Origin of the sequence: Aeromicrobium sp. 50.2.37 (assembly GCF_024655735.1) — a bacterium.
Lineage (GTDB): Bacteria > Actinomycetota > Actinomycetes > Propionibacteriales > Nocardioidaceae > Aeromicrobium.
Genome location: NZ_JANLGG010000035.1, coordinates 1 through 13,962, shown reverse-complemented (window position 1 = coordinate 13,962; position 13,962 = coordinate 1). Strand labels below are relative to the sequence as shown.

The window sequence follows — 13,962 nt, the reverse complement described above, 5'->3', positions numbered from 1 at the left end:
GGCTCACGCGCCAGGCGCGAGGAGCGTCTCGAGCGCCGCGCGGTCGAGCAGCTCCTCGGGCGCGAACCGCACCACCTCACCGCGTCGCACGTAGTAGAACGCCCCGGACACGCGCGCCGGGTCGACGTCGTGCAGCTCGGCCCACGCCAACCGGTAGAGGCTGAGCTGGAGCGGGTCGGCGTCGGCCTGCCGGTTGGTCTTCCAGTCCACGACCTCGAAGCCGGATCCCTCGGGGGTCGACGTCGAGAACACCGCGTCGATCCGCCCCACCACCTGCTGACCGCCGAGCAGCAACGAGAAGGGCGCCTCGACCGTGTACGGCGTGCGCTGGCCGAACGGTCCGGCCTCGAACAGCGCGATGACCTCGTCGAGCTCGGCGTCGTCGCTGATCTCGACGTCGCCCTGTCCGGGCAGGTCGGCGGGGTCGAGCAGCGGCTGCTGGCCGTAGTGGGCCTCGATCCACGCGTGGAACCGGGTGCCGAAGCGTGCGGCGGCCGACGGACGGCGGGGCATGGGCCGTGCGAGCGAGCGCGCGAACGCCGACTCGTCGTCGGCCAGGGCCAGCACGGCGGTGGCCGAGAGCGTGGGTGGCAGGGGCACCGGCCGCTCCGCCGAGGCCGCCGCGTCGGCCTCGGCCAGGAGCAGGTCGATCTCCTGGGACAGCTCGGCCACCCGATCGCCCGGGACGGGCAGCTCCGCCGTCGGCTCGGCGGACGAGGCCAGCACCACCTCCACCTCGCGAGCCAGCGCGCGACGGCCGTCGACCGGTGGCGGTTCCACCGGCCAGGCGATGCCGTCGGACAGCACCAGGTGGGGGTTGGTCTCGTCGTCGGGGGGCGGATCGGACCAGACCAGCGGCTCGATCCCGAGGCCGGCCAGGTGGTCGCGGGTGCGCACCAGGAAGTCCGACGGGCCGCGTGGCTTCTTCTGGGTGCGCCCCCACCAGTGACCGCTCACGACGACCCGCTGCTTGGCGCGCGTGTACGCCACGTAGCCCAGCCGGAGCTCCTCACCGAGGGAGTCTGCCTTGCGTCGCGCGTCGAACTCCTTGCCCGCGGCCGGGGTCCACTCCGTCAGCGGAGCGAGCGAGCCGGCGTCGCCGCGCAGCGGGAACGGCAGGACCGAGCCGTTGGTCAGCCAGCTGGACCGACCCCGGCCCGAGGGGAACACCCCGTCGCTCACGAGCGGCACGAACACCGCGCCCCACTCCAGGCCCTTCGCCCGGTGGATCGTCAGCAGCTTGACGGAGTCGGACTCCGACGGCGTCGTGACGTCCATGCCCTCGTTGAACTCGTTCTCGGCCTGCAGGTAGGCCACGAGCCCGGTCAGCGAGGCGTAGCGGTCGCTCGCGGCGTAGTCGGCCACCGCGTCGAGGAAGGTGGCCAGGTTGTCGGAGGCACCCTCGACCTCGCCCGCCTCGAGCTCGATGTCGAGGTCGAGGGCACGCACGGCGCGGCGTGCCAGGTCGAGCAGCGGCTCCCCCACGTGGGACCTGACCCGGTGGACCACGCGCGCGAGGTCGGCGAACCGGTGGCGCGCGCGGGGGTCGTACGGCAGGTCTCCGGGGTCGTCGAGGGCCTCGGCGAGCGCCACCACCTCGGTGGGGTCGGTGCCCTCGACCGCCCGGGCGAGCTCCTGCGCGAGGGTGCTGTCGTCGTCGCGACCCAGGGTGCGCCCGCTCAGCGAGGCGGCGCGACGGCCGAGCAGGGCGAGGTCGCGCGGGCCGATGTTCCAGCGCGGCCCGGTGAGCAGGCGCAGCAGGGCGGGGTTGGCGGTGACGTCGTCGACGACCTCCAGCAGCGACAGCACGTCGAGCACCTCGGGCTGGGCCAGCAGGCCGGAGAGGCCCACGATCTCGAACGGGACGTGCGCGTCGCGCAGCGCCTTGACGATCTCGCCGTTCTCGCGGCCGACGCGGACCAGGACCGCGATGTCGCTCCAGGCCCGGCCACCGTCGTGCTCGGCGACGATCTCGGTGACCATGGCGGCGATCTCGTCGTCGACGGTGCGGTGCAGCGCGACGTCGACCCGACCGGTCGTCGTCGCGGCCGACGTGAGCGGCTGCACGACCGACGACGTGGCGTAGAAGGGGGCGGCGAGGTGGTTCGCCGCGTCGATCACCTCGGGCGGGCAGCGTCGGGTCTCGACGAGGGAGAACTGCCGTCCTCGCGACCCGTCGGCCGCCGGGAAGTCGTCGAGGAACTCCTCGAGGTTGCCGGCCGCAGCACCACGCCAGCCGTAGATGCCCTGCGCGGGGTCGCCCACGGCGGTGACGGGCAGGCCTGCGAAGAGCGCCGTGAGCAGGTCGCGCTGCGCGACCGAGGTGTCCTGGTACTCGTCGAGCAGCACGACGTCGTAGCGCTCGCGCAGCGCCTGGCCCACCTCGGGCAGCGTGGCCAGCTGCGCACCCCACGCCATCTGGTCGGAGAAGTCCATGACCCCGTCGTCGGCTTTCGCGGCTCGGTACGCCTCGACCAGGAGGCTCAGCTCGGTGCGCTTCTGCGCCGCGACGGCCGCGTCGCGGAGCAGGGCCGGCTTGCCGACGGCGTCGTACTCGGCGATGACGGCCGCGTCGTGGTCGCGCAGCTCGGCCGGCTCCACGAGGTGCTCCGAGAGCTGGGCGTCGAGGGACATGACGTCCTGGACGAGCGTGGGCAGGTGCGTGCTCACGCGCTGGAGCGGTCGGTCGTAGGTGCTGACCACGCGTGCCGCCCGCTGGAAGCGCGAGGCGTCGGTGACGACCCGCAGGTCGGGCTCGACGCCCAGACGGAGGCCGTGCTCGGCGATGAGGGAGCCGGCGAAGGCGTGGTAGGTCGACGCGGTGACGTCGGCCCAGGGCTGCTGCGGGTCGTGGGGCAGGTGCTCCAGGTCGGCGCGGATGCGCTGCCCCAGCTCTGCGGCCGCCTTGTTGGTGAAGGTGAGGCCGAGGATCCGCTCGGGCGCGATGCCGACGTGACCCACGAGCCAGAGCACGCGCGCCGCCATGACGGTGGTCTTGCCCGACCCGGCGCCGGCGATGATCGCGCCCGGACGGTCGAGCCCGGCGGTGATGGCCTCGGCCTGGGGCGGCGAGAACGGGATGCCGGTGAGCTCGCGCAGGTGGTCGATGTCGCGGACGAGCATGGTCACGACGTCTCCCCCTCCTCGGTGGCAGCGTGCCGGTGCTCGCGGACCAGGATCGACGCGCCGGCGTCGTGGGCGGGACAGACCCGCGTGAACTGGCAGTACCCGCACCCGCCGGTGGCCTCGGTGGCGGCGACCTCCTCGTGGACGAGCGTGTGGACGCTGCGGCGCAGCTGCTCGACGGCGAAGAACGGGGCGTCGGACGGCGGCGGGACCTGTTGCTGGACCTTGGTGGCGCCCCGACTCTCCTGGCGCAGCTGGACCAGCTCGGCCCCGGCCGGCGGCGCGTCGCCGGCCAGGTCCCGGGTGGCGCCGTGCTGGACGACCAGCTGGTACAGGCCCAGCTGGGGGTGCTCGGCGAGCTCGTCGCGCGACGGCGAGCCCTTGCCGGTCTTGAGGTCGACGACGTGGACCCCGTCGGCGGACCTCTCGACGCGGTCCATCGAGCCCTTGAGCGCCACGGCGCGCCCCTCGACCTCGAGCTCGACCTCGAACGGGTGCTCCGCCGCCAGCACGTCGCGCGGGTTGTCGCGGTGCCACTGGACGAAGCGTCCGAGCGCCTGCACCGCCTCGCCGCGTTCGCGGTCGCTGATCCACGGCGGGAGGTCGAGCTGGGCCCAGACGTCGTCGAGGTGGGTGGCGAGCTCGTCGGCGTCGGGCTCGCGACCCGACCGCACGACGTCGGCGGCGATGGCGTGCACGATGGAGCCGAAGCCCTGCGCGCTCGTGGTGGCCTGCGCGCCGTGGGCCTCGTGGTCGAGGAACCACCGCAGCGGGCACTGCATGAGGGCCGAGACCTGGCTGCCCGAGAGCCGCAGGGGTTGGTCGTCGGGACGCCACGGAGCATCGGACTCGGTGCGCTCGGCCAGGCCCCACCAGGCGGACGGGTGCGCCGAGCGACCGGCCGGGTGGGTGGACAGCCGGGCCAGCTGCTCGGCCACGCGCCGACGTTCGTCGGGGTCACGGGTGTGCTCGCCGATGCGGCGCAGCTCGGCCACGGCCGAGCGCAGCGACAGTGCTCGGCGTGGCCGGTGCTCGGCCGTCGGGAGGGTCCGCGGGGCCGGGCGGGCGCTCGGGTCGTCGGACGCCGACAGGTGCGCGTGCAGCTCGCCGACGAAGCGCGAGGGCTGGTCGCCCTCGTCGGAGCCGCTGGCGACCGCGGTGACCACGAGGCGCTCGCGCGCGCGGCTGCACGCCACGTAGAACAGACGACGCTCCTCGGCCACGGCCTCGCGCACCGACGGGTACGGTCCGAGGCCACCGCGGGTCAGGCGGTCGGGCTGCAGCAGGCTGCTGCGCAACCGGGTGTCGGGCCACTCGCCGTCCTGCACCCCGGCAACGACGACGAGGTCCCACTCCAGGCCCTTGGAGCGGTGCGCGGTCATGAGCTGGACCCCCGACACGAGGTCGGTCGCCCCGGTGAGGGTCCCGGCGGGGATCTGCTGGGCCTCGAGGGCGCGCACGACCTCGCGGACGCCGCGGTGCGCCTGGCGCTCCTCGGCACGGGCCGCCTCGGCGAACAGGGCGCACAACGCGTCGAGGTCGTGGTGCGCACGCGCCGCACCGTCGCCACCACCCTCGGCCTCGGCTCGCAGGCGGGCCGGCCACGACGTGCCGTCCCACAGCTCCCACAGCACCTCCTCGGCGGAGGCGCCGCCACGCACGAGAGCGACGGCAGAGGCGAGCAGTCGGGCCACGCGACGGGCGGCGTCGACGGCCGACGCAGCCGGGCCCTCGACCACCAGCGTGTCGAGCAGGTGGGGGTCGGCCAGCGCCTCGGCGAGCAGCACCCGGGACGCACGGGGCGAGCCGTTGCGGGCCGTGTCGTCGGTGCGCAGCACCCGGCCGAGGCGACGCAGCGCGGCGGCGTCGAGACCGCCGAGCGGTCCGGTGAGCAGCGCCGTGGCGGCCTCGGGATCGAGGGCGTCGTGGTCGATGAGGGCCTGGGCGGCGTGCAGGCCGGCCAGCAGGGCACGGACCGCCGGCTCCACGGCCAGCGGGAGCTCGTCGCCCGCCACGTCGACGGGGACGCCTGCGGCGCCGAGCGCCCGGTGCAGCCGGTCGAGGTGCGGGGCAGACCGCACCAGAACGGCCATGCGCTCCCACGGCACCGGCGGCTCGGCCGCCAGGTGGGCCTCGCGCAGCAGCAGCGCCACGTGCTCGGCCTCGGCCGTGGCCGACGTGAAGGTGCGCACCTGCACCTCACCCGTGCGCGACGGGTCGGTGGCCGGCGACCGCAGGGCCTCGAAGCGGTCGGCGTCGAGCGCTCCGAACACCCCGCGGTTCTCGACGACCGACCTGACCGCGTCGGCGATCGCGGCCCCGTAGCGGTTGGTGCGGGCCAGGGTGAGCGCCGGGGCCGGCCCGCGGACGGTGGCGAACCGCTCCCCGAAGTCGAGCGTGCCGCGCACGTCGGCCCCGCGGAAGCCGTAGATGGACTGGTAGGGGTCGCCGACCACCACGAGGTCGCGGCCGTCGCCGGCCAGCCGTCGGAGCAGCTCGACCTGCAGGGGGTCGGTGTCCTGGAACTCGTCGACCACCACGAGCCGGAGCCGACGCCGCCAGCGGTCGCGGCACTCCGGGTCGCCCAGCAGACGGACCGCGTGGTGCACGAGGTCGGTGTGGTCGATGGTGCCCTCGAGGGCGGCCACGCCCGTGACCTCGTCGAAGAACAGCGACGCCGCCACCCAGTCGGGTCGGCCCGCCGCACTGCCGATGTCGTGCAGGTCGACCGCGTCGAGTCCCTGCGCCCGCGCCGCGGCGAACAGGCGCTGGAGCTCGGTGCTCATGCCGCGGGTGCGCAGCGCCTGGCGCAGCGGGACCGGCCAGCTCTCGGGGTCGGTGCCGTCGAGCAGCTCGGCCAGCCGGGCGTCGTGCTCGGGTGCGCTGAGCAGGGTGACCGGCCGGCGGAACTCCTCGAGGTCCTGCTCGGCCCGCACGAGCGCGTAGCAGAACGCGTGGAAGGTCATGGCCGACGTGGCGGAGGTGGTGCGGGCCAACCGGCGCCCGATGCGGGCCCGGATCTCCTGAGCGGCCGCGCGGCTGAAGGTGAGGACGAGCACCTCGTCGGCGCGCACCGCACCGGACTCCACGCGCTGGGCCACCAGCTCGACCAGCGTCGTGGTCTTGCCACTGCCCGGCCCGGCGAGCACCTGGAGCGGTCCGCCGGTCGTGGCCACGTGGTCGAGCACGGCCTGCTGGCTGGGGTCGAGCACCACCGCGGGACCTGCCGACGCCGGACCACCGGGGCGCTGCAGGCGGTACGCGGTCGTGGTCACCCCACCATCTGAGCAGAGACCACCGACACGCTCAGACCGAGCCCTCCGGATCGACGTCGGTCCACAGCGCCTCGGCCATGTGCACCCGGCCGTTGCGCACGGGCGTCCCCTCGTCGGCCCAGCGCGCCTGCGCCTCGATCATCAGCGGCGGCACCATGGTGCCGTCGGCGCGCGGGACCCGCCACCAGCAGACCGCGTGGCCGTGCGTGGACATGATCCGTCCGACGTACCGCGGCCCGTAGCCGTCCGCGAGCAGCTCCGCGATGCGCCCGTACGGGAGAACCTTCCCCTCCGGGATGCGCTCCACCAGGCTCAGCACGCGTTCGACGTAGGCCTCGTCCATGGGTCGATCATCCCCGACGTCGCGCTGGGGGTTGGAGCTGCGGCTGCGTGGGTGCGGGTGGGCCTCGACCTGCGGCTGCGTTGCTCCGGGTGGGTCTTCTCCTGCTGCTGCGCTCCCGCGGGTGGGTCTTCGGCTGCGGCTGCGTCGCCCGGGGTGGGTCTTCTCCCGCTGCTGCGCTCCCGCGGGTGGGTCTTCTCCTGCTGCTGCGCTCCCGCGGGTGGGTCTTCTCCCGCTGCTGCGTCGCTGTGGCTGCGAGGCGGGTCGGTCTCCGAAAGGGCCTCGACCGGCGGACGGGTCCGGGCTCGGGCGAGCACTCGGAGCGCAGCTCGGGGTGACGCAAGGTTCTGCGTTCGTGCGTGAGGGGGCGAAGGATGCTGCGTTCGCTACGGGATCCGGTCGTGAACGCAGCATCGTTCGGGTTGGTGCACGTGAAGGCAGAATCCTGCGTCCGCGGGGGCGATGGTGCGCGGCGGTGGGGTAGGGATTCTCCCTTTGCGCGGACCGTTCCACGGAAAGGGAGAACCCCTACCCGTACGGGGCCCCTGGTCGTCGCCACGATGCTTCCTTCGCGAGGAACGGTCCACGCGAAGGAAGAATCGTGCGTGGATCCCGCGCAGTTGGAGAATCGTGGCCGCGCCCCGCAGACCCACCCGAGCTGAGTCCCACCGCTCCGGTCGAGGCCCTCTCGAGACCACGCCCACGCGGCGCCACAGCGACGCAGCAGCGAGCGAGAACCCAGCCGCGCCCCGCAGACCCACCCGAGCCCAGACCCCCGCTCCGGTCGAGGCCCTTTCGGAGACCACACCCACTCGGCGTCACGACGACGCAGCAGCACGCGGGAACTCATCCGCGCCCCGCACACCCAGCCGAGCCCAGTCCCACCGCCGCGGTCGAGGCCCTCTCGAAGACCGGCTCCACGACGAGCCGAGGAGGCGCAGCACCGGCACCACGCGAAGCCCAGCGGCGCAGCACCGGAGCCGCTCGAGGCCGCCCGTACCTACCCGACGCCGGCGACGAGCCCCTCCCCCGACGCGACGAAGCCGCGAGGCGAGCGCCCAAGGCACCCACCCCGCGGCTTCGCGGGTCCAGCAGGTCAGTACGTCGGCTGGCTCGGGTCGATCTGGTTGACCCAGGCCACGACGCCGCCACCGACGTGCACGGCGTCCTTGTAGCCGGCGCCCTTCAGCACGGCGAGCGCCTCGGCCGACCGGACGCCCGACTTGCAGTGGAGCACGACCTGCTTGTCGTCGGGCAGCTCGGAGAACGCCTTGCCGTTGAGGAAGTCGCCCTTCGGGATGAGGACCGAGCCCGGGATGTGGTTGATGTCGCGCTCGACCGGCTCGCGCACGTCGACGAGCACGAAGTCGCGGCCACCGTCGGCACGCTCCTTCAGCCAGCCGTCGAGCGTGCCCACGGAGATCGTCGAGTCCGCCGCCGCGTCGGCCGCCTCGTCGCTGATCGCACCGCAGAACGCCTCGTAGTCGCTCAGCAGCTCGGTGGGCAGCACGCCGTTCGGGTCGCGCTGGACCTTGAGCGTCGTGTACCGCATCTCGAGCGCGTCGTAGACCATGAGGCGGCCGATGAGCGGGTCACCGATGCCGGTGATCAGCTTGATGGCCTCGGTGACCATGATCGAGCCGATGGACGCGCACAGGACGCCCAACACCCCGCCCTCGGCGCACGACGGGACCATGCCCGGCGGCGGCGGCTCGGGGTAGAGGTCGCGGTACTGCGGACCCTCCTGGGCCCAGAACACCGACACCTGGCCCTCGAAGCGGTAGATGGAGCCCCACACGTACGGCTTGCCGAGGATGACCGCGGCGTCGTTGACCAGGTAGCGCGTGGCGAAGTTGTCGGTGCCGTCGACGATCAGGTCGTACTGGGCGAAGATGTCGAGCACGTTGTCGGTGTCGAGCCGCTCCTGGTGCACGACGGTCTTCACGTACGGGTTGACCTCGGCCACGGACTCCGCGGCGCTCACGGCCTTGGGCCGGTCGATGTCGGACTGGCCGTGGATCACCTGACGCTGCAGGTTCGACTCGTCGACCACGTCGTCGTCGATGATGCCGAGCGTGCCGACGCCGGCCGCGGCGAGGTAGAGCAGGGCAGGGCTGCCGAGGCCGCCGGCACCGATGACCAGCACCTTGGCGTTCTTGAGCCGCTTCTGCCCGTCCATCCCGACGTCGGGGATGATCAGGTGCCGGCTGTAGCGGCGGACCTCGTCGATGGTGAGTTCGTCGGCGGGTTCCACGATGGGGGCGACCACGGCTGCTCCTCGCAGGGACGGTGATGGGGGTACTCCCGGGTCAACGCCGGGCGCGTCCTCCATTGTTCCCCCGCCGGCATCGACCGCCGGGTGCCGTCCGCCCCCTGGGACGCGCCGCCGTCACGGCGACGCGCGGAGCGCCCCGACGGGCCCGCGTGGCACGGGGCACTAGGCTGACCGGGTGAGCGAGACCCCCACCCTGCGTCCGCGCGCCGGCCGACTGCCGCGGCGCGCCCGACGCGCCCAGCTCCTGGAGGTCGCCCTCGAGGTCTTCGTCGAGCAGGGGTACCACGCGGCGTCGATGGACGAGATCGCCGAGCGTGCCGGAGTCTCCAAGCCGGTCGTGTACCAGCACTTCCCCGGCAAGCTCGACCTCTACCTGGCCCTGCTCGAGAGCTCGTGCGACGAGGTCGTCGACGAGGTCAAGCAGGCGCTCGCCTCCACCCAGGACAACCGTCGTCGCGTCGAGGCCACGATGGAGCTCTGGTACCAGTACGTCGCCGACCAGGGCGCCGCGTTCCGGCTCGTGTTCGAGTCCGACCTCACGAACGACCCCGACGTCCGCGAGCAGGTCGACCGGGTCGTGCGCGAGTCGGCCGTCGCGATCGCCGAGGTGATCCGCGAGGACACCGGCCTGCCGCAGGAGGCCGCGTACCTGCTGGCCGTCAGCCTCGTGGGCATGGGCCACGTCGGCGCCCGCAACTGGCTCTCGGAGTCCTCGTCGCTGTCGCAGGAGGACGCCGTGCGGCTCGTCGCCGGGCTCGCCTGGCGCGGCATCGGCGGCTTCCCCCGCGAGACCAACGACCCCGCCTGACGCGGCACGGCCCGATCGGGCCGCACCTCGTCCGGCACCACACCCGCACCACACCAGACATCACGAGAGGACCGACCATGGAGGTCAAGATCGGCGTGCAGAACGCCGCCCGCGAGCTGTCCGTCGAGACCGACGAGGCACCCGAGTCGGTGCTCGCCAAGCTCGACACCGCCCTGAAGGACGAGACGGTCTTCAGCCTCACCGACGAGAAGGACCGCACCGTCGCGGTCCCGGCCGACAAGGTCGCCTACCTGTACTTCACCGCCGACACCGGTCGCAAGGTCGGCTTCGGTGCGGTCACGCAGGAGACCACCTGACGGACCGGGGGCGCGCATGAGCTTCCAGGGCTTCCCCGTCGCGGCGCTCGACTTCTACGACGACCTCGAGGTCGACAACACGAAGGCGTTCTGGGAGGAGCACCGTCATGTCTACGACACGGCGGTCAAGCAGCCCATGACCGCGCTCATGGCCGAGCTGGCCGACGAGTTCGTCCCTGAGGGTGAGCGCGCGAAGATCTTCCGCCCGTTCCGCGACGTGCGGTTCTCCCACGACAAGACTCCCTACAAGACCCACCAGGGCGCGTTCGTGCAGGTGGCACCTGGGACGGGCTACTACGTGCAGGTGGGTGCACCGGGCGTGCGCACCGGCGTCGGGTTCTACCACGCCACGCCCGCCCGGCTCGCCTCGTTCCGGGAGGCCGTCGACCACGAGACCTTCGGGACCGGGCTGCAGCACATGGTCGCGCGTCTTGAGGGCCGGGGCTGGACGGTCGGCGGCGACGCCGTCAAGACCGCGCCGCGCGGCTGGTCGGCCGACCATCCGCGCATCGACCTGCTGCGTCACCGCACGCTCACGCTCGGGCGCGACCACGGCTTCGAGCCGTACGTGCACACCGCCGAGCTCCTCGAGCGCGTGCGCGAGGACTGGCGTGCCGGACGGCCGTTCCTGGACTGGGTGCTCACCCACGTCCGCGGCTGAGCCGCACCACCGGACCATCCGGAGTCCCAGCGGGCCGTGCCTGCTCGGCGTCGCGGCATTCGTCGTCCGCGACGATCCGCGGGATCCGACGCCTCTGGTCTAGGTTCTTCCCATGTGGAAGGACGACGACGGCGTCACGCACTCGATCGCCCTGCCTGATCCGACGACGGCCATGACGGCACGCACTCTCGCGGGCCTGGAGGCGCTGTCCGTCCACGAGCGACGACGAGCCTTCGCATCGCTGATGGACTACTTCTCCGCCGACCGCGCAGAGGGGCGCCTCGACACGGTTCCTGCTTCCGACCTCGGGCCCGTCGACACGCCCTTGCCGAACGGCTACATCGACGCCGCGATCCGTTCTGCGGAGGACGTGATGGACGTCGTCCGCAGTGCCGAGCCGGCCTGGCGCCACGACGTCGGTGAGGTGCTCCTGGACTACATCGACTCGACGCGGGCCGACCGGGACCTCGAGCTCGTTCCGGTGGCCGTCAAGCAGGCCGCCAAGGTCGAGCCGTGGGGTTCGGTCCTCTGGCCGCACGACCACGCGGTCGCTGCCGTGCAGGCACTGGCGACGGCTGGGTTCATCGTGTCCGCCCTCTCCGTCCGCACGTACGACGAGGACGGTGAGTACGTCGAGATCGACTGGAGCCTCTACTGCGGAGACGACCCGGCGGAGGGTCGCGACCATGCGCTGACCGCTCTGCGCCGCGAAGACGTCCCTGCTGGCTGGATCCTCGTCCGGTGGGAGTAGCACCCCGTCCCGTCCCGTCGCGACGCGACCGGTGCGTGCCGGCCCGGAGCTGATCGCGTCTGCGCGGACAGACCCGAGGGTCAGGCCGCCAGGCCGAGGCGCGCCATGCGTTCGGTGTGCGCCTCGGTGATCCGGGTGAACATGCGCGAGATCGCCGTCAGGTCCAGTCCGGGCGTCTCGATGCCGCCGACGAGGACGGCGCTCAGTGCGTCGCGCTCGGCGACGAGCGTCTGGGCCTGCCGCAGCGCCTCCCCCATGAGCCGACGTCCCCAGAGCGCGAGGCGGCCGCCGACCCGAGGGTCGGCCTCGATCGCGGCGCGCACCTGGTCGACGACGAACTCCGAGTGACCGGTGCCGCTGAGCGTGTCGACCACGATCTCGCGGGTCACCGGGTCGAGGTAGGCGGCGATCTCGCGGTAGAAGTCGGCGGCGAGCCCGTCGCCGACGTAGGCCTTCACGAGGCCCTCGACGAAGTCGGCGGGACGGGTCTTGCGGTGGAAGTCACCGAACGTGGCCTCGAACGGCTCCATCGCGGCGAACGGGTCCTCGCCCATCTCGACGAGGCGGTCGCGCAGGACCTCGAAGTGGTCGAACTCCGCCGCGGCCATCGTGGCCACCTCGACCTTGCTGCTCAGGTCGGGCGCCATCTGGGCGTCGGCGACCAGTCGCTCGCACGCGCTCAGCTCGCCGAAGGCCAGCACGCCGAGCAGCTCCACGACGCCGCGGCGGTACTCCGGATCGTCCAGGGCCGAGGGTGCGGGGGCCTCCGGAGGGCGGCCCGAGCGGCCCGACTTCGCGTTCTTCGCCATGCGCCGCAGCGTAGCGCGCTGAGGACCCGCCGCCGCCTGTGTGCCGCCGCAGGGGCCGAGACGGGTAGACTGGCCGTGCCCTTGGGGCCGTATCTCCGTCGTGAGGTCTCGGACGCACCGTCGTCGCCGACACACGACACGTATCGAGATCCCTCTCTGTTCCCTCACGAAGACGAGTACCTGTGACCACGTTCACCGATCTGGGCGTCATGCCCGAGATCGCCGACGCGCTCGACGCGGTCGGCATCAGCAGCCCGTTCCCCATCCAGGAGATGACCCTCTCCGTGGCCCTCATGGGCACCGACCTCATCGGTCAGGCCCGCACCGGCACCGGCAAGACGCTGGCGTTCGCCATCCCGGTCATCCAGCGCACCGTCGCGCCGCACGACGCCGACTACGACCAGCTGGCCGCCCCCGGCAAGCCCCAGGCCCTCGTCGTGGCCCCGACGCGCGAGCTCGCGCTCCAGGTCGCCAACGACTTCAAGACGGCCTCGGCCAAGCGCGGTACCCGCAACATCACCATCTACGGCGGCGTCCCCTACGAGGGCCAGCTCGACGCGCTCGAGAAGGGCGTCGACATCGTCGTCGGCACGCCCGGCCGCATCCTCGACCTCGCCAACCGTGGCGCGCTCGACCTCTCCCACGTCAAGTCGCTCGTGCTCGACGAGGCCGACGAGATGCTCGACCTCGGCTTCCTGCCCGACGTCGAGTCGATCCTGGCCAAGACGCCCGAGACCCGCCAGACGATGCTGTTCTCGGCGACCATGCCGGGCGCCATCGTGTCGCTGGCGCGCAAGCACATGCGCCACCCCATGAACATCAGGGCGGAGTCGCCGGAGGAGAACGACACCGTTCCCGCCACCGCCCAGTTCGTCTGGCAGGCGCACGAGCTCGACAAGGCCGAGGTCATCGCCCGCATCCTGCAGGCCGAGGACGTCCAGCGCGTCATCATCTTCACCCGCACCAAGCGCACCGCCCAGCGCGTGGCCGACGACCTCATCGACCGCGGCTTCCCGGCGTCGCCCCTGCACGGCGACATGGCGCAGGGCGCCCGCGAGAAGGCGCTGCAGGGCTTCCGCGACCACAAGGTCGACGTGCTCGTGGCCACCGACGTCGCCGCACGCGGCATCGACGTGGCGAACATCAGCCACGTCATCAACTACAACTGCCCCGAGGACCACAAGACGTACGTGCACCGCATCGGGCGCACAGGTCGCGCCGGCGCCTCGGGCATCGCCGTCACCTTCGTCGACTGGGCCGACCTGTCGCGCTGGAAGCTGATCAACGCCGAGCTGGACCTGCCGTTCGCCGAGCCCCAGGAGACGTACTCCACGTCGGACCACCTGTTCCACGACCTGGGCATCGACCGCTCGGTCAAGGGCCGGCTCAAGCCGCCGTCGCCCAAGGAGCCTCGCAAGGACGGCGACCGTGGCCGTGGCGGCCAGGGCGGACGCGGCCAGGGCGGGCGCAGCCAGGGCGGGGACCGCAACCGCGGCTCGGACCGCCGACGCTCCGACGACCGCCAGCAGAACGGTTCCGGTCAGGACCGACCGGCCCGCAACGGCTCGGCCGCCGGCGCGTCCGGGCGGGGTGGCGAGGG

10 protein-coding genes are annotated in these 13,962 nt (G+C 72.8%); 5 read left to right on the top strand and 5 right to left on the bottom strand.

The features are described 5' to 3' along the window. Positions 1-3: 3 nt before the first annotated feature. The 4 genes from NUV38_RS15380 to moeZ form a co-directional block, all read right to left on the bottom strand. Positions 4-3,123 (bottom strand): ATP-dependent DNA helicase, encoded by a 3,120-nt coding sequence (locus tag NUV38_RS15380; protein WP_257729978.1) that lies wholly within the window; start codon positions 3,121-3,123, stop codon positions 4-6. A 2-nt stretch (positions 3,124-3,125) separates the two neighbouring features. After that, positions 3,126-6,401: an ATP-dependent DNA helicase gene (locus tag NUV38_RS15375; RefSeq protein WP_257729960.1), complete on the bottom strand. Its 3,276-nt coding sequence runs from the start codon at positions 6,399-6,401 to the stop codon at positions 3,126-3,128. A gap of 31 nt (positions 6,402-6,432) precedes the next feature. Next, positions 6,433-6,744 carry an MGMT family protein gene (locus tag NUV38_RS15370; protein WP_257729959.1) on the bottom strand — a complete coding sequence of 104 codons (312 nt, stop codon included), beginning with the start codon at positions 6,742-6,744 and terminating at the stop codon, positions 6,433-6,435. 1,093 nt (positions 6,745-7,837) lie between these two features. Further along, on the bottom strand, positions 7,838-9,010 hold the full coding sequence (moeZ, locus tag NUV38_RS15365; RefSeq protein ID WP_055966622.1) for an adenylyltransferase/sulfurtransferase MoeZ: 1,173 nt from the start codon (positions 9,008-9,010) through the stop codon (positions 7,838-7,840). A 181-nt stretch (positions 9,011-9,191) separates the two neighbouring features. On the opposite strand from moeZ, the gene NUV38_RS15360 reads away from it, so the two are divergent. From NUV38_RS15360 to NUV38_RS15345, 4 genes are all read left to right on the top strand, one after another. Further along, positions 9,192-9,824 carry a TetR/AcrR family transcriptional regulator gene (locus NUV38_RS15360; protein WP_257729958.1) on the top strand — a complete coding sequence of 211 codons (633 nt, stop codon included), beginning with the start codon at positions 9,192-9,194 and terminating at the stop codon, positions 9,822-9,824. Positions 9,825-9,901: 77 nt separating this feature from the next. After that, positions 9,902-10,141 (top strand): DUF3107 domain-containing protein, encoded by a 240-nt coding sequence (locus NUV38_RS15355; protein WP_055966615.1) that lies wholly within the window; start codon positions 9,902-9,904, stop codon positions 10,139-10,141. Between the two features lie 16 nt (positions 10,142-10,157). Further along, positions 10,158-10,802, top strand: coding sequence for a DUF2461 domain-containing protein (locus NUV38_RS15350; protein WP_257729956.1), 645 nt, complete (start codon positions 10,158-10,160; stop codon positions 10,800-10,802). A 112-nt stretch (positions 10,803-10,914) separates the two neighbouring features. Beyond that, on the top strand, positions 10,915-11,553 hold the full coding sequence (locus tag NUV38_RS15345; RefSeq protein ID WP_257729955.1) for a hypothetical protein: 639 nt from the start codon (positions 10,915-10,917) through the stop codon (positions 11,551-11,553). Positions 11,554-11,633: 80 nt separating this feature from the next. On the opposite strand, the gene NUV38_RS15340 is transcribed toward NUV38_RS15345, so the two are convergent. Next, positions 11,634-12,362 carry a ferritin-like domain-containing protein gene (locus NUV38_RS15340; protein WP_257729954.1) on the bottom strand — a complete coding sequence of 243 codons (729 nt, stop codon included), beginning with the start codon at positions 12,360-12,362 and terminating at the stop codon, positions 11,634-11,636. A 182-nt stretch (positions 12,363-12,544) separates the two neighbouring features. Between NUV38_RS15340 and NUV38_RS15335 the strand changes: the two genes are divergently transcribed. Then, positions 12,545-13,962, top strand: a 1,418-nt coding sequence (locus NUV38_RS15335) for a DEAD/DEAH box helicase (RefSeq protein ID WP_308219703.1), incomplete at its 3' end; no start/stop codon positions are given.